This window comes from Klebsiella sp. KP20-425-1 (assembly GCF_025813515.1).
Classification (GTDB): domain Bacteria; phylum Pseudomonadota; class Gammaproteobacteria; order Enterobacterales; family Enterobacteriaceae; genus Klebsiella; species Klebsiella pneumoniae.
Genome location: NZ_CP109614.1, coordinates 4,277,822 through 4,299,773, shown reverse-complemented (window position 1 = coordinate 4,299,773; position 21,952 = coordinate 4,277,822). Strand labels below are relative to the sequence as shown.

The following is a 21,952-nucleotide window of genomic DNA, read 5'->3' as shown; positions in this document are numbered from 1 at the left end:
TACTCCGGCAGGGGAAGGCATAGGCGCCTTTTTCTCCATTCACCAGGTAAATTTATACGATTGTAGCGTAAAAAAAGTGAAAATCGCAGTCTTGCGCGGGCCTGATTCGCGCGTATGATAACGTCACTGGAGTTGTGCTCTCACATTCATGCCATTAACCCCAGGAATTCGCACATGCGTATTGAAGAAGATCTGAAGCTTGGTTTCAAAGACGTTCTTATCCGCCCGAAACGCTCTACCCTCAAAAGCCGTTCTGATGTTGAGCTGGAACGTGAATTCACCTTTAAACATTCAGGCCTGACCTGGTCCGGCGTGCCGATTATTGCGGCTAACATGGATACCGTCGGCACCTTCAGCATGGCTAAAGCGCTGGCCACTTTTGGTATTCTGACCGCGGTACATAAGCACTACACCGCTGAAGAATGGTTGGCGTTTACCCAGGGCGCATCCGAAGACGTACTCAAGCATGTGATGGTTTCCACCGGCACGTCCGATGCGGATTTCGAAAAAACCCAGCAGATCCTCTCTCAGAACCCACAGCTGAATTTTGTGTGTATCGACGTCGCCAACGGCTACTCCGAGCACTTTGTACAGTTCGTGGCGAAGGCGCGCGAAGCCTGGCCGCAAAAAACTATCATCGCCGGGAACGTGGTCACCGGTGAAATGTGCGAAGAGCTGATCCTCTCCGGCGCCGATATCGTCAAAGTTGGCATCGGCCCGGGATCCGTCTGCACCACCCGCGTTAAGACCGGGGTCGGCTATCCGCAGCTCTCCGCCGTGATTGAGTGTGCCGATGCGGCGCACGGCCTTGGCGGCCAGATCATCAGCGACGGCGGTTGCACCATGCCGGGCGATGTGGCGAAAGCCTTCGGCGGCGGCGCTGATTTCGTGATGCTTGGCGGCATGCTGGCGGGCCATGAAGAGAGCGGCGGAACCATCGTTGAAGAGAACGGAGAGAAATTCATGCTGTTCTACGGCATGAGCTCCGAGTCGGCGATGACCCGCCATGTGGGCGGTGTCGCGAAATACCGCGCGGCGGAAGGCAAAACCGTTAAGCTGCCTTTGCGTGGACCGGTGGAGAATACCGCACGTGATATTCTCGGCGGCCTGCGTTCTGCCTGCACCTACGTTGGCGCCTCGCGTCTGAAAGAGCTGACCAAGCGTACGACCTTTATCCGCGTTCAGGAACAAGAGAACCGGGTATTCAATAGCCTGTAATCGGCTGCACTGGCGCCTGCGCGGCGCCAGTGTTTCTCATCCTCCCACCCCGCCAATGGCATCGCCCAGGTGAAAAACGGGCAAATACATTGCCACCACCAGAATCCCGACCAGCGAGCCGGTTATCACCAGCATCATGGGTTCAAGATGCGCAGCCAGACTATCGGCTCGCTGATAGGTTTGCTGGCGATGGTGATGCGCCAGGTTTTCCAGCATCTGATCCAGCGCTCCCGCGCTTTCCCCCGTGCGGATGAGCTGCAGGCACAGCGGTGTAAAACCGCCGCAGCGGCTTAACGCCTGCCAAATCGGCTCCCCCTGAACGATCAGCGCGCGGGCCTGCGCCAGACGCTGGCGCCATAGCGGGCACGACAGGGACTCTTCAACGCTTTGCAGCCCCTGCAGAAAGCTAATACCGGCGCTTTGGGTTAACGCCAGGATGGTGAAGATCAGGCTCAGCTGTTGTCCGCCGATCAGGGAGCCAATGAGAGGGAGCGCGTTAAGCAACCGCTGGCGGCGCAGCAACCAGTCGCTGCGCCGCCGGATCAGCTGGTTGAGCAGCAGCGGGCTCAGCAGCGAGGCCAGCAGCAGCGGCCAGCCGCGACTTAGCATGTCGCCTGCCGCAACGACCATCCGCGTCAATAGCGGTAGCGGCGTACTGAACGTCTGGTAGATGGCGGTGAACTCGGGCAGGACAAAATAGAGCATCCCCAGCACCACCAACAGCGCCAGAGAGAGCACGATCAGCGGGTAGCGCAGCGCTTTTTTGACTTTGCTGGCGAGCCGCTGCTGCTCCTGCTGCTGATTCGCCAACTGCAGGCAGCAGATATCGAGCTTGCCCGTCAGTTCGCCGGTGCTAATCATCGCCAGATATAGGGGCGGAAAAGCCTGGGGCCACTGCGCCAGCGCGGCAGAGAACGCCACGCCCTGGGCCAGCTCGCGGCCTAGCGCCTCAAGCAGCGCCTGCCACTGGGCATGCGACTGCTGCTGCGCCAGCAGCGATAACCCTTCCGCCAGCGGCAGGCCGGCCTGCAGCAGGGTCGCCAGCTGGCGGATCGTTTCGCAACTGTAGCGCGGGTGCCAGAGGCTCTGCTTCACCGCACAGCGGCGTACGGCCAGCGGTATGACTCGCTGCTGTTGGAGGTGCTGCAGGACCTCCAGACGCTTGGTTTGCCATAGCATCCCCTGACAGGGGGCGCCCTGCACATCAATACCGCGCCAGCGCCAGAGACGCTTAGTCGCCATGGGGGATCCCCAGCACCCGCACCACCTCTTCGAGGCTGGTCAATCCCTGTTCGATAGCCTGACAGCCGCTTTCAAAAAGCGTCATCATCCCCGCGGCTCGCGCCAGAGATTCAATCTCAATGGCGTTAAGTCCCTGGACTATCCCCTGGCGTAGCCCGGGGGTAACAGGCAGCACTTCGAACAGCGCCAGCCGGCCGTAATATCCGTGGTAACAATGTTCGCAGCCCGCTGCCTGCCAGCGTGGCAGCGGGCGGGGCCACAGGCTGTGCGGCAGGTCGGCGGCGCTGCCGGCATTACGCCGACAGTGGGGACACAGCTTGCGAACCAGACGCTGGGCGATGACCAGCGAGAGCGCAGAGGAAATCATCCAGCGGGCGATGCCCATTTGCTGCAGGCGGGTCAGGGTTTCGCTGGTGGAATTGGTGTGCAGGGTGGAGAGCACCAGATGACCGGTCTGGGCGGCTTTGAGCGCGATTTCAGCGGTCTCGGCATCGCGGATCTCGCCCACCATGACAATATCCGGATCCTGGCGTAACAGGGCGCGCAGCACACTGTGAAAAGTGAGTCCGGCGCGGGGATTGATTTGCGTCTGGTTCATCCCGGCGATGGGGATCTCCAGTGGATCCTCCACGCTACAGATATTCACTTGCTCACGGTTTCTGGCCTGCAGGGCGCTGTAGAGGGTCACCGTTTTCCCGCTTCCGGTTGGGCCGGTGACCAGCAGCAGACCCTGCGGCTGGTTCAGCGCCTGGCGAAAGGCCGCCAGCTGGGAGGATGAGAGTCCGAGTGCTTCCAGATCCAGCGCCTGGTCAACCTGATGCAGAAGGCGCAGGACAATCTTTTCGCCATAGCGGCAAGGCAGAGTGGCGATGCGAAAAGAGAGCGGTCGTCCCGCAAGATTCAGCGCGAACTGGCCATCCTGCGGTAAACGGTGCTCGGCGATATCGAGACTGGCCAGGACCTTGAGTCGCGCGATAACCGGTGCGGCCAGTTCGGGAGCCAGCAACGGTAGGGCGTGAAGGACGCCATCGACCCGCAGGCGGATGCGTAAGTGCGTTTCCGTGGGCTCGATATGAATATCAGACGCCCGCTGACGCAGGGCCTGTTCGAGGATCTGGTTGACCCGTTCGGCGATATTTTCCGGCCCGTCGTTCTGCGCCAGTTGCGCCTGCTTTTCCTGGGCCTGCAGACGCTTATCCATCTGCTCCTGGCTCCAGCATTCAATGTCGATCCGCTTTTGCGTCGCGAAGCGTAGCGCCTCCATTAACTCCGCCGGCGGGGTATTAACCACCGCAATAGAGATTGTCTGTTCATCGCTATGCAGCAGCATGGCGTGGTAGCGACGGCAGAGAGGGATCAGCTGTTCTGTTTTCATGCATTCGCCCTCACTTCACCCGGAAAACGTCTTCGCAGGCCTGCTGAAGCGCGCTATTGCCGGTGATGGTGCAGACGCGCTGCCAGCCGGTGACGCCCTCGGCATTGTCCCAGGTCGGCGTCAGGGTGACCCCCAGTCCGTTCAGACTCTCCTGACCGGTGAGGGTGACGACCCCTTTGGCCACGCTCATGGCGGAGAGGTAGCGCGTGGTTGTCGGCGAGGGAATGCCGTTGCTGCCGCCGTCGCATGGCGTTAGGCCGCCATGATCGAGCGCGCAAAGTTCGATGGCTGTCCGGTAAGGGACAAAGGTCTGCAGCAGGTCGGTGAGGGCGGCTTTACGCAGGTAGTTCTGGTAGGCCGGGATGCCGATGGCGCTAAGAATGGCGATGATTCCGATAACCACCATCAGTTCAATCAGGGTAAAACCTCGTTGTTTATCCATAAGTCGCTCCTTGTTGTGACAGGAGCACTGTGAAGGGATTGAGGGGCGCAGGCGAGGGGGCGAAAACGATCCGGGAAAGCGGGTTCCAGGGTTTTTATCTGGATTTCATGGTGAGCACGGGCGACTGCGAGGCGGGCCGCAAATTCAGGCCTTCACGCCCGGAAGCGTGAAGGCCTGTTGCTCAGCGGAAGCGCATCGACAGGTCGAGCGCCTGCACATGTTTGGTCAGGGCGCCGACGGAAATATAGTCGACGCCGGTATCGGCGAATTCGCGGATGGTGTCAAAGGTAACGTTGCCGGAGACCTCCAGCGCCGCCTGGCCTGCGGTAATTTTCACCGCCTCGCGCATCAGGTCGGTGGTGAAGTTATCGAGCATAATGATATCGGCCCCGGCTTTTAACGCCTGCTCCAGTTCATCCAGGGTTTCCACTTCCACTTCCACCGGCACATCAGGATGCAGCCAGAACGCCTTTTCCACTGCCTGACGGATCGATCCGGAGGCGATAATGTGGTTTTCTTTAATCAGGAACGCGTCGAACAGGCCCAGTCGATGGTTGGCGCCGCCGCCGCAGAGTACCGCGTATTTCAGCGCGGTACGCAGCCCTGGCAGCGTTTTGCGCGTATCCAGCAGTTGGGTTTTGGTGCCGGCGAGCAGGTCGACATAGCGACGGACGACGCTGGCGACGCCGGAGAGGGTTTGCACAAAGTTCAGCGCCGTGCGTTCGCCGGTGAGCAGAATACGCGACGGGCCTTCCAATTCGAACAGCGGCTGGTCGGCTTTGACCGCATCGCCGTCGGCCACGTGCCAGGTGATATTCACGTCGTCACCGGCGAGCTGAATAAAGACCTCTTCCACCCAGCGTTTGCCACAGAAGACGCCATCTTCACGAGTAATGACCACCGCATGGGAGCGTGCATCCTGCGGCAATAATTGCGCGCTAATATCGTTGTTGGCGTCGACTTCGCCGCCCAGATCTTCCCGCAGGGAGTGTGCGACAGCATCGGTAATATCGAGATTAATACGTTCCAGCAGCACGTCACGGCGGCGGTCGGGGTTGTAACGACGAGGCGACATGATAAAGCTCCAGATAGATAAGATTCAGAAGTGGGAAACATGCTAACCTGAACGACGTTTCAGTACCATACACACTTCATCCTTTGGGCCGGCGTGTGGCCCGGAAGCATGAGTTCGCGAAAGGAGATCCCGCATGCAGTTGAACGAGGGGTGGTTGGTCGGCGCGCGTCGGGTTCCCTCGCCGCACCATGACTGCCGTCCGGATGAAGAGACCCCTTCCTTACTGGTGGTGCATAACATTAGCCTGCCACCGGGGGAATTTGGTGGTCCGTGGATTGATGCGCTGTTCACTGGTACCCTGGATCCGCACGCGCATCCTTTCTTTGCCGAGATTGCTCATCTGCGCGTTTCGGCGCATTGTCTGATTCGCCGTGATGGCGAAATCGTGCAGTATGTGCCTTTCGATAAGCGGGCGTGGCATGCGGGCGTCTCCTGTTATCAGGGACGCGAACGCTGCAATGACTTTTCCATCGGCATAGAGCTGGAAGGCACCGATACTCTGGCGTATACCGACGCGCAGTACCGGCAGCTGGCGGCGGTGACGGATCTGCTGATCGCGCTTTATCCGGCTATCGCCGAAAACATTGCGGGCCACAGCGATATCGCGCCCGTGCGGAAAACCGATCCAGGACCGGCCTTTGACTGGATAAAATACCGTGCGCTGCTCAGCGCCCCGTCAGAAAAGGAGACCTCATGACGCTGTTTACGACGCTGTTGGTGCTTATCGCCGAACGGCTGTTTAAGCTGGGCGGACACTGGCAGCTTGATCATCGGCTGGAGGTGGCGTTTCGCCGGATAAAACATTTCTCGCTACCGGGCACGCTGCTGATGACGCTGGTGGCCGTCGCGGTCGTGTATATCATTCAGCGTCTGCTGCAGGGGCAGCTGTTTAACATACCGCTGCTGGTGTTCTGGATTTTACTGGGCCTGCTATGCATTGGTGCCGGCAAAGTTCGGCTGCACTACCATGCCTATCTGAAAGCGGCGTCGCGCAATGACAGTCGCGCCTGCGATGCCATGGCCAGCGAGCTGACGCTGATTCACGGCGTGCCGCCGGGCTGTGATGAGCGTGAGTACCTTAGCGAACTGCAAAATGCGCTGCTGTGGATTAACTATCGATACTATCTGGCGCCGCTTTTCTGGTTTGTCGTGGGGGGGCCTGGGGCCCGCTGACGCTTATCGCCTACAGCGTACTGCGCGCCTGGCAGACATGGCTGGCGCGCTACCAGACGCCGCACCACCGGTTGCAGTCCGGGATCGATGGTATCCTGCATATTGTGGACTGGCTGCCGGTGCGTCTGGTGGGGGTGGTCTATGCCCTGGTGGGCCATGGTGAAAAAGCGCTCCCGGCGTGGTTTGCTTCGCTGGGCGACCGCCATTCGTCGCAGTATCAGGTGTTGACCCGCCTGGCGCAGTATTCCCTGGCCCGTGAGCCGCACGTGGATAAAGTAGCGACGCCGAAGGCTGCGGTATCGATGGCTAAGAAGACTTCGCTGGTGGTAGTGGTGATTATGGCGCTGCTGACGATTTACGGTACCCTGGTTTAACGGCCTGAGCACGCGCGCTGCCTGCCACGATGTACGTACCTGCGGGGCTTTTGTTGCCTGATGGCGCTGCGCTTATCCGGCCTGGCGAGTCACCCGCAGGCTCACGTCACGTAGGCCCGGCAAGCAACAGCGCCGCCGGGAGATATATCAGACGCCGTGCTGGTCATGTTGCCGGGTGGCGGCTTCGCCTGACCCGGCCTGGAGAACCCGCGCCAGCGGGTAACATTCCGAACCGCTACAGCGTATCCGCCGGTGGAATACCGAAGTCGGGCATCCCGTCTTCCCGCCAGCTGACCAGCTTTAACCGCGTATGGCGATTGGGATCATACAGCGGGTCGCCTTCTATCTCGGTGTAATTCCGCGCGTGATACACCAGCACATCTTCCCCTTCCGGCGTTTGGGTAAAACTATTATGACCTGGGCCATACTGGCGGTTTTCATAGCTGGTGCGGAACACCGGCTGCGGAGCTTTATGCCAGTTTGCCGGCTGCAGCGGATCGGCCTGCCGGTCGATCCATAACAACCCCATGCAGTAGTTTTCATCGGTGGCGCTGGCGGAATAGCTGATAAATAGCTTATCGCCATGCATCAGTACCGCAGGCCCTTCGTTGACCTTAAATCCCCGGCACTCCCAGTCGAACTCCGGCTTGCTCAGCATGACCGGCTCGCCTTTTAACGTCCACGGGTTAGCCATTTCGGCGAGATACAGGTTTGAGTTGCCTTCGATATGCGGGGATTTTTGCGCCCACAGATACCAGCGTTTCCCCTGATGGGTAAAAGTGGTGGCATCGAGGGCGAAGGTATCGAAAGGCGTGACCACCTGGCCTTTTTCCTGCCAGCGGCCGGTCAGCGGATCGCTGTCAGCGCACTCGAGAACGAACATGCGATGCTGGAACATCCCCAGCGCATCCAGATCGTGAGTATGGGTGGCGGCAAAATAGATATACCACTTACCGTCTATTTCATGCAGCTCCGGCGCCCAAATCAGCTGGCTCATCGGCCCGCTTTGCGGCGCGCGCCAAACCACGACCGGCTCAGCATCGCGTAATCCTTCAAGGGTTACCGCGCGCCGGATCTCCAGCCGGTCGTATTCCGGCACCGAGGCAATAAAGTAGTAGTGGCTAAGATGGCGCAGGATAAAGGGGTCTGCACGCTGTTCAATAAAGGGGTTTGGCCAGTTGTTCATCAGGCTTTCCTTACGTGTTCACTGGTTTTCAGTTCCTGGTATTCGTTCAGCTCGCTGTAGTTGCTGCGGCGCTTCTCCAGATCGCTCTGAATCTGGCGCATCAGGGTACGGTCAACCTTCAGCAGGCGCACCACGCCGGCGGTGATCAGATAGCCGACGCCGGGAATGACTGAGAATAGCAGCACGATACCGTTCAGCGCGGAGGCGCTTTGCGCTTTCGCGCCGGCGTCGTAGCCGTACCATGACAGCAGGAAACCGACCATTGCCCCGGCGACCGCCAGGCCGACCTTCAGGAAGAACAGATTACCGGAGAAGCTAATACCGGTGATGCGCTTGCCGGTTTTCCATTCGCCGTAGTCATCAACGTCGGACATTAGCGACCAGTGTAGCGGGGAAGGGATTTGATGCAGAATGTTGAGCAGGAAGTAGAGCACCATAATCAGCGTGGTGGCGTGTGGATTAAAGAAATAGAAGGCGCAGGAGAACACGGCCAGCACGATATTGGTCCAGAAGAAAACCTGCAGTTTGCACCAGCGGTCGGTCAGGACTTTCGCCAGCATGCTGCCAATCATCATCCCAACTACGCCGAGGCTGATAAACAGGGTGGCAAAATGGGTGCTTTGTCCCATCACCCAGGTGACGTAGTACATGGTGGCGGCCATGCGGATAAAGCCCGGACAGACGTTGCAAAGCGTTAGCAGCAGGATGCGCACCCACTGGTCATTTTTCCAGACGTCTTTCAGATCTTTTTTCAGTTCGTCATTCGTCTGCACCGCCGGGCGGATACGTTCGCGCACGGTGGCGAAGCAGAACAGGAACATACACATACCGATAAAGGCCAGCACGGTCATCGCCATCTGGTAGCCCTTCGCTTTATCGGCGCCGCCGAACCAGTCGGCCATTGGCAGCAGCGTCAATGACAGCAGGAGCGTGGCGATACCCACCATGACGAAACGATAAGACTGGCAGGCAACACGCTCTTTCGGATCGGCGGTCATCACCGTTCCTAGCGAGCAGTAGGGAATATTAATCGCGGTATAGGTAATCGACAGCAGAAAGTAGGTCACAAACGCATAGATGACTTTGCTATTGTAGGTCCACTCAGGAGTGGTGAACATCAGGACGCTGAACAGGGCGTAGGGGAAGGCGATCCACAGCAGCCATGGACGAAAGCGACCATATTTACTACGGGTGCGGTCGGCAAGAGCGCCCATGATAGGGTCGGTTACCGCATCGATGACTCGCACCGAGAGCAGAAGTACGCCGACCAGCGCCGGCGCCAGTCCGAATATATCAGTGTAAAAATAGTTCACAAACAGCATGATGGCGCCAAAGATAATATTGCATCCGGCATCACCCATCCCGTAACCAATCTTTTCTCTTATTGAAAGCGTGTTCTCTGCCATGTGCGGTCTCTCCGTTGCAGTATGGAGAGAATTATTGGCTGCGGTTGGCAGAAATACGTTGCAAGAACTCGTTGACGATATGGATAAATAAGCTATGGAGGCGAAAGTGTGAAGCAGATAACAATGCCCTGCGCCCATTATTCAGGGGAGGGCGCAGAGCAAAGTGAAGTATTGATGAGATGTATTATTGTGCTTTTATGGTGGCGGCGGCTTTCTCTTTAAACAGATAGCCCACGCCCAGCACCGCAATCCATACCGGGATCAGCCAGACGGAAATCGCCATCCCCGGGGTCATCAGCATAATCACCAGCACCGCCGCCATAAACAGCAGGCACAGCCAGTTGCCCAGCGGATAGAAGAGGGCCGGGAAACGCGTGACCACGCCCTGCTGCTTTTTGGCGCGACGGAATTTCATATGCGCGAGGCTGATCATCGCCCAGTTGATGACCAGGGCCGAGACCACCAGCGCCATCAGCAGACCGAAAGCAGATTCAGGCGCCAGGTAGTTGATCAGCACGCACAGCGCAGTGACCAGGGCCGAGACGAGAATGGTATTCACCGGCACGCCGCGTTTGTCGACGCTGAGCAGCGCTTTTGGCGCGTTGCCCTGCTGAGCAAGGCCGAACAGCATACGGCTGTTGCAGTAGACGCAGCTGTTATAAACCGACAGCGCTGCCGTCAGCACCACCACGTTCAGAGCGTTTGCCACCAGCGTATCGCCAAGTTCATGGAAGATCAGGACGAACGGACTGGTGTCCGCGGTGACGCGGGTCCACGGCAGCAGGGAGAGCAGCACCGCCAGCGAACCAACATAGAAGATCAGAATACGGTAAATAACCTGATTGGTGGCTTTAGGAATGCTTTGCTCCGGATTATCCGCTTCCGCGGCGGTGATCCCCACCAGCTCCAGGCCGCCAAAGGAGAACATGATGATCGCCATCATCATCACCAGCCCGTAAAAGCCGTGCGGCAGGAAGCCCCCCTGGTCCCACAGGTTACGTACCGTCGCCTGCGGGCCGCCGTTGCCGCTGAACAGCAGCCAGCCGCCGAACAAAATCATCGCCACTACGGCGACCACTTTGATAATCGCGAACCAGAATTCCATTTCACCGAACACTTTGACATTGGTCAGGTTAATGGCGTTGATGGCGATGAAGAAGACCGCCGCCGAGGCCCAGGTAGGGATTTCCGGCCACCAGAACTGGATATATTTGCCAACGGCGGTCAGTTCCGCCATGGCCACCAGGACATACAGTACCCAGTAGTTCCAGCCGGAGGCGAAGCCGGCAAAACCGCCCCAGTATTTGTAAGCAAAGTGGCTAAATGAGCCGGCCACCGGCTCTTCCACCACCATTTCGCCCAGCTGACGCATGATCAGGAAAGCGATAAAACCGGCGATAGCGTAACCAAGAATGATACCCGGGCCGGCGGACTGAATGACGGACGCGCTCCCCAGAAACAGGCCGGTGCCGATAGCCCCGCCCAGCGCGATGAGCTGAATGTGACGGTTTTTCAGGCCGCGCTTCAGCCGATCGCCGTGCTGTTGACCTTCCATATGAAACCTCGTGTGTGGTTATTTTTTGTGTACGTCATCCGTCAGGTTGCTGCTTCACTGCTGTCCCTGCCTGAAAGCATAGCCAGCGAAATTTTGGGCGAAGTGGCCCACTTTTTACCTGAGTGATGGCGCGCACATATTGTTGTGTTTGTGTATTCAGGAACTTCCGTTTCTGTATTGTTTTGTTTACGGAAGGCTGTGTGATAATTCCGAAAAAGGCCTTTCGTCTCCGGCAGAATAGTGGTAAGCGCGTTTGAATGCACCTGCTTTATGAAAGGATGATGACGATGTGTCTAAAAAGACATCAATAGTCACAATCTGTCGTATTTTGATGCATGCTGCTTTGTCGTTATTTATTCACTTTAAATGACTATGTATTCATTTATTGCAGCGTTGAATCGGTTCAGAAAGCGTAATTTTTCGTTTCTATAAAGTTAAGGCTACCTCTTTGTGAGTAAACGTAACATTTGTGCAAGGTTACATTTCTGAAATGTTATTTCTGTAAGGTTGTTAAAATGTCCCGGGTTTACTGATTTCAATCAAAACCTGTATGGACAGAAGGTGAATACTTTGTTACTTTAGCGCTACGAACTTTAAATTGGTAAGACCAATTGACTCCGGGCTAATGGCAGAGACAGGGAATATGGCCTACAGCAAAATCCGCCAACCAAAATTATCCGATGTGATAGAGCAGCAGCTGGAGTTTCTGATTCTTGAGGGGACCTTGCGCCCCGGTGAAAAACTCCCGCCAGAACGCGAACTGGCTAAACAGTTCGACGTTTCCCGCCCCTCGCTGCGTGAGGCGATTCAACGCCTCGAAGCCAAGGGCTTGTTGCTTCGTCGTCAGGGAGGTGGAACGTTTGTTCAGAGCCGCCTGTGGCAGAGCTTCAGCGATCCGCTGGTTGAGCTGCTGTCCGATCACCCTGAATCCCAATTCGATCTGCTTGAGACCCGTCACGCGCTGGAAGGCATCGCGGCCTATTACGCGGCGCTGCGCAGCAATGATGAGGATCGCGACCGTATCCGTGAGCTGCATCAGGCTATTGAACGCGCTCAGCAGTCGGGCGATTTGGACGCTGAGTCCGGCGCCGTCGTCCAGTATCAAATCGCCGTCACCGAGGCGGCACACAATGTGGTGTTGCTTCATCTGCTAAGGTGTATGGAGCCGATGTTGGCGCAAAACGTGCGTCAGAACTTTGAATTGCTGTATGCCCGGCGGGAAATGCTCCCGTTGGTTAGCAACCATCGCACTCGCATTTTCGAGGCGATAATGGCCGGGGAGCCGGAGCAGGCGCGTGAAGCGTCGCACCGTCACCTGGCGTTCATTGAGGAAATTTTGCTGGATCGTAGTCGTGAGCAGAGCCGTCGAGAGCGCTCACTGCGTCGTTTACAGCAACGAAAGGACGAGAACTCCGGTTCTTAAGCGCCATTTTTAGAGCGCGGCAACTAAACGCAGAACCTGTCTTATTGAATTTTTGGTTGTTCCAGCGTGAAGAACGAAGAGTTCAATGGGACAGGTTCCAGATTAATCAACGATTAGATAGATAAGGAATACCCCCATGTCAGAACGTTTACACAATGACGTGGATCCGATCGAAACTCGCGACTGGCTACAGGCGATCGAATCGGTCATCCGTGAAGAAGGTGTTGAGCGCGCTCAGTATCTGATTGACCAACTCCTTTCTGAAGCCCGTAAAGGCGGAGTGAAGGTTGCTGCAGGCGCTTCCGCCGGCAACTACGTCAACACTATTGCCGTTGAAGATGAGCCGGAATACCCGGGCAATCTGGATCTGGAACGTCGCATTCGTTCTGCGATTCGCTGGAACGCCATCATGACCGTTCTGCGCGCGTCGAAAAAAGATCTCGAACTGGGCGGCCACATGGCGTCCTATCAGTCTTCCGCGACCTTCTACGAAGTCTGCTTCAACCACTTCTTCCGTGCGCGTACTGAGAAAGATGGCGGCGATCTGGTGTACTTCCAGGGTCACATCTCTCCGGGCGTATATGCACGTGCGTTCCTGGAAGGCCGTCTGACCGAAGAGCAGATGGACAACTTCCGCCAGGAAGTTCACGGCAAGGGTCTGTCCTCTTATCCGCACCCGAAACTGATGCCGGAATTCTGGCAGTTCCCGACCGTATCCATGGGTCTGGGGCCGTTGGGCGCTATCTATCAGGCCAAATTCCTGAAATATCTGGAACACCGCGGTCTGAAAGACACCTCCGAACAAACCGTTTACGCCTTCCTGGGCGACGGCGAGATGGATGAGCCGGAATCAAAAGGCGCCATCACCATCGCCACCCGTGAAAAACTGGACAACCTGGTCTTCGTCATCAACTGCAACCTGCAGCGTCTGGACGGCCCGGTCACCGGTAACGGCAAAATCATTAACGAACTGGAAGGCATCTTCGGTGGTGCTGGCTGGAACGTTATCAAGGTTATCTGGGGCGGCCGTTGGGATGAGCTGCTGCGTAAAGACACCAGCGGTAAGCTGATTCAGCTGATGAACGAAACCGTTGACGGCGACTACCAGACCTTCAAATCCAAAGACGGCGCTTACGTTCGTGAGCACTTCTTCGGCAAATATCCGGAAACCGCTGCCCTGGTCGCTGACTGGACTGACGAGCAGATCTGGGCTCTGAACCGCGGTGGTCACGATCCGAAGAAAGTCTACGCTGCATTGAAGAAAGCGCAGGAGACCAAAGGTCAGCCGACCGTGATCCTGGCGCATACCATTAAAGGTTATGGTATGGGCGATACCGCTGAAGGTAAGAACATCGCGCACCAGGTTAAGAAAATGAACATGGACGGTGTTCGCTACGTCCGCGATCGTTTCAATGTGCCGGTGGCGGATGCCGATCTCGAAAAACTGCCGTACGTAACCTTCCCGGAAGGTTCCGAAGAGCACACTTACCTGCACGCTCAGCGTCAGAAGCTGAACGGCTATCTGCCGACTCGTCAGCCGAAGTTCACTGAGAAACTCGAGCTGCCGACCCTGGCCGACTTCAGCGCGCTGCTGGAAGAGCAAAACAAAGAAATCTCTACCACTATCGCTTTCGTTCGCGCCCTGAACGTGATGCTGAAGAACAAGTCGATCAAAGATCGTCTGGTGCCGATCATCGCCGACGAAGCGCGTACCTTCGGTATGGAAGGTCTGTTCCGTCAGATCGGTATTTACAGCCCGAACGGCCAGCAGTATACCCCGCAGGACCGTGAGCAGGTTGCTTACTACAAAGAAGACGAGAAAGGCCAGATTCTGCAGGAAGGGATCAACGAGCTGGGCGCAGGCGCATCCTGGCTGGCTGCTGCGACCTCTTACAGCACCAACAACCTGCCGATGATCCCGTTCTACATCTACTACTCGATGTTCGGCTTCCAGCGTATCGGCGATCTGTGCTGGGCGGCTGGCGATCAGCAGGCTCGCGGCTTCCTGATTGGCGGGACTTCCGGTCGTACTACCCTGAACGGCGAAGGTCTGCAGCACGAAGATGGTCACAGCCACATTCAGTCGCTGACTATCCCGAACTGTATCTCTTACGACCCGGCGTACGCCTATGAAGTGGCTGTCATCATGCATGATGGTCTGGTCCGTATGTACGGCGAAGCGCAAGAGAACGTTTACTACTACATCACTACGCTGAACGAAAACTACCACATGCCGGCCATGCCGGAAGGCGCCGAGGAAGGTATCCGTAAAGGTATCTACAAACTCGAAACCATCGAAGGTAGCAAAGGTAAAGTTCAGCTGCTGGGCTCCGGTTCTATCCTGCGTCACGTGCGTGAAGCAGCGCAGATCCTGGCGAAAGACTACGGCGTGGGTTCCGACGTGTATAGCGTTACCTCCTTCACCGAACTGGCGCGTGATGGCCAGGATTGCGAACGCTGGAACATGCTGCACCCGCTGGAAACCCCGCGCGTGCCGTATATCGCTCAGGTAATGAACGACGCTCCGGCAGTGGCATCCACTGACTATATGAAACTGTTCGCTGAGCAGGTTCGTACTTACGTACCGGCTGATGATTACCGCGTACTGGGTACCGATGGCTTCGGTCGTTCCGACAGCCGTGAAAACCTGCGTCACCACTTCGAAGTCGATGCTTCCTATGTGGTCGTAGCAGCGCTGGGCGAACTGGCTAAACGTGGTGAAATCGATAAGAAAGTGGTGGCTGACGCTATCGCGAAATTCGACATCGATGCAGAAAAAGTTAACCCGCGTCTGGCGTAAGAGGTAAAAGAATAATGGCTATCGAAATCAAAGTACCGGACATCGGGGCTGATGAAGTTGAAATCACTGAGATCCTGGTCAAAGTTGGCGACAAAGTAGAAGCTGAACAGTCGCTGATCACCGTAGAAGGCGACAAAGCCTCTATGGAAGTCCCGTCTCCGCAGGCTGGCGTCGTGAAAGAGATTAAAGTCTCCGTCGGCGACAAAACCGAGACTGGCAAACTGATTATGATTTTCGATTCCGCCGAGGGTGCAGCCGCCGCTGCACCTGCGCAGGAAGAGAAGAAAGAAGCCGCTCCGGCCGCCGCTGCTCCAGCGGCTGCCGCGGCAGCGAAAGAAGTTCACGTCCCGGATATCGGCGGCGATGAAGTCGAAGTCACCGAGATCATGGTTAAAGTGGGCGACACCATCGCCGCTGAGCAATCCCTGATCACCGTAGAAGGCGATAAAGCCTCTATGGAAGTTCCGGCGCCGTTCGCCGGTACCGTCAAAGAGATCAAAATCAATACCGGCGATAAAGTTTCCACCGGCTCCCTGATTATGATCTTCGAAGTGGCGGGCGCTGCGCCTGCAGCCGCTCCGGCACAGGCTGCCGCGCCGGCTGCTGCGGCTCCGGCTGCCGCAGCAGGCGTGAAAGATGTTAACGTCCCGGACATCGGCGGCGACGAAGTTGAAGTCACCGAAGTGATGGTTAAAGTCGGCGATAAAGTCGCGGCGGAACAGTCCCTGATCACCGTAGAGGGCGACAAAGCCTCTATGGAAGTTCCGGCGCCGTTCGCGGGTACCGTTAAAGAGATCAAAATCAGCACCGGCGATAAAGTCAAAACCGGTTCCCTGATCATGGTCTTCGAAGTGGAAGGCGCTGCGCCTGCCGCCGCTCCGGCTCAGGCTGCTGCCCCGGCACCAGCTGCTGCCCCGGCTCAGGCCGCTAAGCCTGCCGCTGCGCCGGCTGCGAAAGCAGAAGGTAAAAGCGAATTCGCTGAAAACGATGCCTACGTTCACGCGACCCCGCTGATTCGCCGCCTGGCGCGCGAGTTCGGTGTTAACCTGGCGAAAGTGAAAGGCACCGGCCGTAAAGGTCGTATCCTGCGCGAAGACGTTCAGGCCTACGTGAAAGACGCGGTTAAACGCGCTGAATCCGCACCGGCGGCTGCCGCTGGCGGCGGTATCCCGGGCATGCTGCCGTGGCCGAAGGTTGACTTCAGCAAGTTTGGCGAAGTCGAAGAAGTGGAGCTGGGTCGTATCCAGAAAATCTCTGGCGCCAACCTGAGCCGTAACTGGGTGATGATCCCGCACGTTACCCACTTCGACAAAACCGATATCACCGATCTGGAAGCGTTCCGCAAGCAGCAGAATGCCGAAGCTGAGAAGCGTAAACTGGACGTGAAATTCACTCCAGTGGTCTTCATCATGAAAGCGGTTGCCGCTGCGCTTGAGCAGATGCCGCGCTTCAACAGCTCGCTCTCCGAAGATGGTCAGCGCCTGACGCTGAAGAAATACATCAACATCGGTGTGGCGGTGGATACCCCGAACGGTCTGGTGGTTCCGGTCTTCAAAGACGTGAACAAGAAGAGCATCACCGAGCTGTCTCGTGAATTGACCACCATCTCGAAGAAAGCGCGCGATGGCAAACTGACGGCTGGCGAAATGCAGGGCGGTTGCTTCACCATCTCCAGCATCGGCGGCCTGGGTACCACCCACTTCGCGCCGATTGTTAACGCGCCGGAAGTGGCCATCCTCGGCGTGTCTAAGTCCGCGATGGAGCCGGTATGGAATGGTAAAGAGTTTGTGCCGCGCCTGATGCTGCCAATCTCTCTGTCCTTCGACCACCGCGTCATCGACGGTGCTGATGGTGCCCGCTTCATTACCATCATTAACAACACCCTGAGCGACATTCGCCGCCTGGTGATGTAATCGAAAAAGCCGGCCTGACGGCCGGCTTTTTTCTGATAACCTCAGGCTGTTGGGGATTATCAGCAACAAAGGACAAAATCGTTTGCCGTTTGTTGTTTAAAAATTGTTAACAATTTTGTAAAATACACGCGGATAGAACGTCCCGGTGGACTTGGGCGTAAGAATAATAGCGTCAGACCCGCCGGATATAAATTACAGAGGTCATGATGAGTACTGAAATCAAAACTCAGGTCGTGGTACTTGGGGCAGGCCCCGCAGGTTACTCTGCAGCCTTCCGTTGCGCTGATTTAGGTCTGGAAACCGTCATCGTAGAACGTTACAGCACCCTCGGTGGTGTTTGTCTGAACGTGGGTTGTATCCCTTCTAAAGCGCTGCTGCACGTGGCAAAAGTTATCGAAGAAGCGAAAGCGCTGGCCGAACACGGCATCGTTTTCGGCGAACCGAAAACTGACATTGACAAGATCCGCACCTGGAAAGAAAAAGTCATCACTCAGCTGACCGGTGGTCTGGCTGGCATGGCCAAAGGTCGTAAAGTGAAGGTGGTTAACGGTCTGGGTAAATTTACCGGCGCTAACACCCTGGAAGTGGAAGGCGAAAACGGCAAAACCGTGATCAACTTCGACAACGCTATCATCGCGGCGGGTTCCCGTCCGATTCAGCTGCCGTTTATCCCGCATGAAGATCCGCGCGTATGGGACTCCACCGACGCGCTGGAACTGAAATCTGTACCGAAACGCATGCTGGTGATGGGCGGCGGTATCATCGGTCTGGAAATGGGTACCGTATACCATGCGCTGGGTTCAGAGATTGACGTGGTGGAAATGTTCGACCAGGTTATCCCGGCTGCCGACAAAGACGTGGTGAAAGTCTTCACCAAACGCATCAGCAAGAAATTTAACCTGATGCTGGAAACCAAAGTGACTGCCGTTGAAGCGAAAGAAGACGGTATTTACGTTTCCATGGAAGGTAAAAAAGCACCGGCGGAAGCGCAGCGTTACGACGCAGTGCTGGTCGCTATCGGCCGCGTACCGAATGGTAAAAACCTCGATGCAGGTAAAGCTGGCGTGGAAGTTGACGATCGCGGCTTCATCCGCGTTGACAAACAAATGCGCACCAACGTGCCGCACATCTTTGCTATCGGCGATATCGTCGGTCAGCCGATGCTGGCGCACAAAGGTGTCCATGAAGGCCACGTTGCCGCAGAAGTTATCTCCGGTCTGAAACACTACTTCGATCCGAAAGTGATCCCATCCATCGCCTACACTGAACCAGAAGTGGCATGGGTCGGTCTGACCGAGAAAGAAGCGAAAGAGAAAGGCATCAGCTACGAAACCGCCACCTTCCCGTGGGCTGCTTCCGGCCGTGCTATCGCTTCTGACTGCGCAGATGGTATGACCAAACTGATCTTCGACAAAGAGACCCACCGTGTTATCGGCGGCGCGATTGTCGGCACCAACGGCGGCGAGCTGCTGGGTGAGATCGGCCTGGCTATCGAGATGGGCTGTGACGCTGAAGACATCGCCCTGACCATCCACGCTCACCCGACTCTGCACGAGTCCGTTGGCCTGGCGGCGGAAGTGTTCGAAGGCAGCATCACCGACCTGCCAAACGCCAAAGCGAAGAAAAAGTAACTTTTTCTTTCAGGAAAAAAGCATAAGCGGCTCCGGGAGCCGCTTTTTTTATGCCTGATGTTTAGAACTATGTCACTGTTCATAAACCGCTACACCTCATACATACTTTGAAAATAGTCACTCAGTAAACTTATAGGTAGTTAACGATATCGATGAGGTGTGAGATGAAACGCTTTTTAACCACAGCGCTGGTCGCTGCAACGTTTTTTACCGGTGTGGCTTACGCCGCTGACGCCAACATTCCCTGGGCGGACAACAGCGGCGGTACGGAAACGACCCACATTGCGGCGATGGGCCAGGATCTGAATGCCCAGCATCAGCAGGTGACGAAGACCAATGAAGGGGTATGGGCGGCGAATTCCGGTAGCATCAGCGCTGACGAAGCGGCATTATCCAGCACAAAACCAGCCTTTGCCGGCGATCCTTCTCTGATGCCTCACCAGGGCTAAGTGAATGAAAACGCCCGGTTGCGTGAGTGCAACCGGGCGTTTTTTTAAGGTTCTGCCACCTGCCAGCCGGCGTCAGCGTCGGGGGTAAAACGCGTTATCTCCTGTGCCTTTGCGGCGCTCTCTTCACCGAGATTGGCCTGATAGACCCTATCCTGCTGATCGATCATAAAGCTCATCACGCCGGTTTCACCCCAGGCTATCGGCCAGGCCAGCAAGGCGACGCTCTGGTCATCGCGACCGGCGATAATTCGAAAGCGATAGCCATGGTAGCCGCTACCGGGCACCGTCGGGCTAAAGGCCGGACCGAGCGGGCTTGGCGCTTCGCCCGGCGAAGTTGGCCAGTACAAGCCATCTTTTTTGCCTTCGCTACTGATGATTTTCTGCGCCCAGCGGTGGTTCAGATGATAATAATCCTGCTGGGCATCAACATAGGCATGCATGGCGGCGATCGCCGACAGCTCATTGCGGCCGATGGCGCGGGTGAGGATCTCCTCTTCGCCAGCGGCCATATCAAAGCGCCATCCCTCAGACGCTTTTACGATAGGCACGGGCAGACGCCATGCCTCGCTACCGACATCGAGCCAGGCTTTGCCACCCTGCTGGATGATGACATGTTTCACCTGCCAGTCGCGTTGAAAGCGATCGACGGCGGCAGGGTCGATCCCGTCCGTGGGTAAAAACTGCTGCCAGTTATCGCCGAGTACTTCGCTCAGCGCGGCTTCATTAGGCTGGCTGATCGCTTCGGCCAGCGCAGTTGCGGCCTGTTCCGGCGTGGCAAACTGCTGTTGGGCGAAGGCGGCAAGCGGCGACAGCATTAACGTAAACAGGGCAACGGATAATGGGTTTCTCATTCTGCTCATCCTTAGCGGCGACGCAGTTCATGGTGTTCGGAAAGACGTTCTCTGGTGCCATCGCGTAACTCGCGGTTTACGCCGGAAAACTGGCGGCTCTGCAGTCCTCGTTCCTGCTGCGCTTGCCAGGAGGGGGCGCGGCTTTCGTTGCCGCTAAGGGCGTTGGCGCGCAGATGGCTGAGCGTCTGCTGACGCTGGGCTGGCGTGGCGGACTGGAACTGCTGCCGGCGCTGCTGCTGCTGAGGTGTGCGGTTCTGCTCGTGGCTCCTGGCGGCTTCTCGACGCTGCTGTTGCTGCGGCGTGGGGTTTTTCAGCTGCGTTTTTGCCGCCTCGCGACGCTGCTGTTGGGTCGGCGTACTGTCGTAACCGCGGTAATTACTGCGTTGGGTGGCTTGCTTCAGCTGCGCTGAGGCCGCCTGACGCTGGGCGTCGCGTGAGGTGTTGTTTGCCGCCAGATTGCCCGCTGTGGCCGTCGGTACGTTATGCTGCAGCTGGGTCATCGCTGCCTGGCGCTGCGCTTCGCGATCGACTGGCGCATGTTGGGTCGCGCTCAGTCCGCCGGAAACGTTGGTCTGATGGAAGCGCTGAGCTACCGTATTATCGGGATACGGTGTGTGTCCGCGATAGGCAGGATTGTGCTGCCAGTTAACGTGGTTTCCCGGCAGGTTTTCTCCTGTTATATGATTGAAATTATTTACATTAATATTGATGTTATCGCCATTATGCGAGTAATCGCCGTGGTGGTAGTCGTCATCGTGATGGTGATGGTCATCATCATCCCAGTCGATACTGCTGAACAGCGCCCAGGTGGTGGCCACGCCGAGGCTGTACCCGAAGCCTTTGACGAAGCTATCGGTAAATTGCTCCCCGGGAGGGGGCGGCAGATAGACCGGCGGATAGGCGCTGTTCGGCCAGGTACCATAGACGGTGGAGGGGTTATAGCTGGGAACATAGACCACCTGTGGATTGGTCGGCTCTATTTTAATGACCTGCTTGGGCGCAGGCGCCGCTGTGTGGGCGGTTGCGGTTGCTGCCGTGCTGCTGCTGGCTGAAACCGGTGCGGCAGGGGTGACAATCACTTTCTGCTGCGGTGTGGATTTCAGCGTCCCGGTTTGTTGGGCAATGGCGCGCAGGCGCTGCACTGAATCCATCACATCATGCGGCTGGGCCAAAAACGCATTGCCAAGATTTTCCACCCAGGGCGGATTCTCGCCCATCATCGCCAGCAGGGCAGGGAAAGCGACAAGAGATTTGACGCTAGGGTCCCACGGCTGGCTGGCAACCGCCTGCACGGCCGCATCACTTTTCATCGCGGGGTTATCCTGGGACCACTGGACCGCCTGCAGGACGTTGTCGGGATAAGTGGAGGCCATCAACACCTGCGACAGCAGACTGTCCGGGTAGAGCGCGATAGGGGCGACCCATTGATCAATTTGCGCCTGGGTGTAAGTGGCGGCCACCGGCTGTGTCTTCGACGCTGCGGGCGCTGGCGCTTGCTGCGCAGGCGGTTCAGCGATCGTCGCTGGGGTTCGGCTTTGCACATAGAGTGTTCCTGCCGCCGCGAGTAAGCCAGCGCTACAGAGCAGGGCGATAATATGGGGTTTGAACGGCAGTGACATGGAAACTCCTGACCCAAAAAGTAACCCATCTCGCTAAAGTATCTGCGAAAACGGCGCGTTTGCTGAGTATAAGTAAGCGGTATGGCTTTTTATTGATTATTGTTGGGATCGGCCCGTGGCGTTGTACGCGTAAAGGAATTTTTGTCGTGGGATTTGAACAGAAAGCCTGCAATATCCTGCCCTTAACGATTCAGCTAAATTTTAATGTTGCTTTTTTGTA

16 protein-coding genes and 1 pseudogene are annotated in these 21,952 nt (G+C 56.9%); 8 read left to right on the top strand and 9 right to left on the bottom strand.

Features of this window, described 5'->3' with window-relative positions; genetic code table 11:
• Positions 1 to 174 precede the first annotated feature (174 nt).
• On the top strand, positions 175 to 1,218 hold the full coding sequence (locus tag OHJ17_RS21085; protein ID WP_032433840.1) for a GMP reductase: 1,044 nt from the start codon (positions 175 to 177) through the stop codon (positions 1,216 to 1,218).
• Positions 1,219 to 1,254: 36 nt separating this feature from the next.
• Here the strand turns inward: OHJ17_RS21085 and hofC are convergent, their stop codons facing one another.
• The 4 genes from hofC to nadC form a co-directional block, all read right to left on the bottom strand.
• A complete protein-coding gene (gene hofC, locus OHJ17_RS21080; protein ID WP_011977654.1) occupies positions 1,255 to 2,460 on the bottom strand; it encodes a protein transport protein HofC in 1,206 nt (401 codons plus the stop codon).
• A complete protein-coding gene (gspE, locus tag OHJ17_RS21075; protein WP_004145935.1) occupies positions 2,450 to 3,835 on the bottom strand; it encodes a type II secretion system protein GspE in 1,386 nt (461 codons plus the stop codon). Before gspE ends, hofC begins: the two co-directional genes overlap by 11 nt.
• A gap of 10 nt (positions 3,836 to 3,845) precedes the next feature.
• Complete coding sequence (gene ppdD, locus OHJ17_RS21070) at positions 3,846 to 4,277, bottom strand: prepilin peptidase-dependent pilin (RefSeq protein ID WP_002888683.1); 432 nt, start codon at positions 4,275 to 4,277, stop codon at positions 3,846 to 3,848.
• 181 nt (positions 4,278 to 4,458) lie between these two features.
• Positions 4,459 to 5,352, bottom strand: coding sequence for a carboxylating nicotinate-nucleotide diphosphorylase (gene nadC, locus OHJ17_RS21065; RefSeq protein WP_002888684.1), 894 nt, complete (start codon positions 5,350 to 5,352; stop codon positions 4,459 to 4,461).
• A gap of 133 nt (positions 5,353 to 5,485) precedes the next feature.
• On the opposite strand from nadC, the gene ampD reads away from it, so the two are divergent.
• Together ampD and ampE are read left to right on the top strand one after the other, a co-directional pair.
• Positions 5,486 to 6,049 carry a 1,6-anhydro-N-acetylmuramyl-L-alanine amidase AmpD gene (gene ampD / locus OHJ17_RS21060; RefSeq protein WP_002888692.1) on the top strand — a complete coding sequence of 188 codons (564 nt, stop codon included), beginning with the start codon at positions 5,486 to 5,488 and terminating at the stop codon, positions 6,047 to 6,049.
• Positions 6,046 to 6,899: pseudogene (gene ampE, locus OHJ17_RS21055) on the top strand (beta-lactamase regulator AmpE). The gene ampD and the pseudogene ampE overlap by 4 nt, the downstream one beginning before the upstream one ends.
• A 235-nt stretch (positions 6,900 to 7,134) precedes the next feature.
• Here ampE and OHJ17_RS21050 read toward each other — a convergent pair.
• The 3 genes from OHJ17_RS21050 to aroP all read right to left on the bottom strand — a co-directional run bounded on the left by OHJ17_RS21050 (position 7,135) and on the right by aroP (position 11,046).
• Positions 7,135 to 8,085, bottom strand: a complete 951-nt coding sequence (locus OHJ17_RS21050; RefSeq protein ID WP_004177405.1) for a glycoside hydrolase family 43 protein — start codon at positions 8,083 to 8,085, stop codon at positions 7,135 to 7,137.
• A complete protein-coding gene (locus tag OHJ17_RS21045; RefSeq protein ID WP_004145929.1) occupies positions 8,085 to 9,491 on the bottom strand; it encodes a glycoside-pentoside-hexuronide (GPH):cation symporter in 1,407 nt (468 codons plus the stop codon). The genes OHJ17_RS21050 and OHJ17_RS21045 overlap by 1 nt, the downstream gene beginning before the upstream one ends.
• 184 nt (positions 9,492 to 9,675) lie before the next feature.
• Entirely contained in the window at positions 9,676 to 11,046 is a 1,371-nt protein-coding gene (aroP, locus tag OHJ17_RS21040; protein ID WP_004147090.1) for an aromatic amino acid transporter AroP, read from the bottom strand.
• A 643-nt stretch (positions 11,047 to 11,689) separates the two neighbouring features.
• Between aroP and pdhR the strand changes: the two genes are divergently transcribed.
• The 5 genes from pdhR (at position 11,690) to OHJ17_RS21015 (ending at position 19,262) form a co-directional block, all read left to right on the top strand.
• Complete coding sequence (pdhR, locus tag OHJ17_RS21035; protein ID WP_002888699.1) at positions 11,690 to 12,469, top strand: pyruvate dehydrogenase complex transcriptional repressor PdhR; 780 nt, start codon at positions 11,690 to 11,692, stop codon at positions 12,467 to 12,469.
• Between the two features lie 136 nt (positions 12,470 to 12,605).
• Positions 12,606 to 15,269, top strand: a complete 2,664-nt coding sequence (gene aceE, locus OHJ17_RS21030) for a pyruvate dehydrogenase (acetyl-transferring), homodimeric type (protein WP_002888700.1) — start codon at positions 12,606 to 12,608, stop codon at positions 15,267 to 15,269.
• A gap of 14 nt (positions 15,270 to 15,283) precedes the next feature.
• The gene (gene aceF / locus OHJ17_RS21025) at positions 15,284 to 17,182 is read left to right on the top strand and encodes a pyruvate dehydrogenase complex dihydrolipoyllysine-residue acetyltransferase (protein WP_004147092.1); all 1,899 of its coding nucleotides are present in this window, start codon (positions 15,284 to 15,286) and stop codon (positions 17,180 to 17,182) included.
• A 206-nt stretch (positions 17,183 to 17,388) separates the two neighbouring features.
• Positions 17,389 to 18,813, top strand: coding sequence for a dihydrolipoyl dehydrogenase (gene lpdA / locus OHJ17_RS21020; protein WP_002888731.1), 1,425 nt, complete (start codon positions 17,389 to 17,391; stop codon positions 18,811 to 18,813).
• Positions 18,814 to 18,977: 164 nt separating this feature from the next.
• Positions 18,978 to 19,262 (top strand): hypothetical protein, encoded by a 285-nt coding sequence (locus OHJ17_RS21015; protein ID WP_004177403.1) that lies wholly within the window; start codon positions 18,978 to 18,980, stop codon positions 19,260 to 19,262.
• 44 nt (positions 19,263 to 19,306) lie between these two features.
• Here OHJ17_RS21015 and OHJ17_RS21010 read toward each other — a convergent pair whose 3' ends face one another.
• Entirely contained in the window at positions 19,307 to 20,113 is an 807-nt protein-coding gene (locus OHJ17_RS21010; RefSeq protein ID WP_016531566.1) for a DUF2950 family protein, read from the bottom strand.
• Between the two features lie 11 nt (positions 20,114 to 20,124).
• On the bottom strand, positions 20,125 to 21,732 hold the full coding sequence (locus tag OHJ17_RS21005) for a DUF3300 domain-containing protein (RefSeq protein WP_032433841.1): 1,608 nt from the start codon (positions 21,730 to 21,732) through the stop codon (positions 20,125 to 20,127).
• Positions 21,733 to 21,952: the final 220 nt, after the last annotated feature.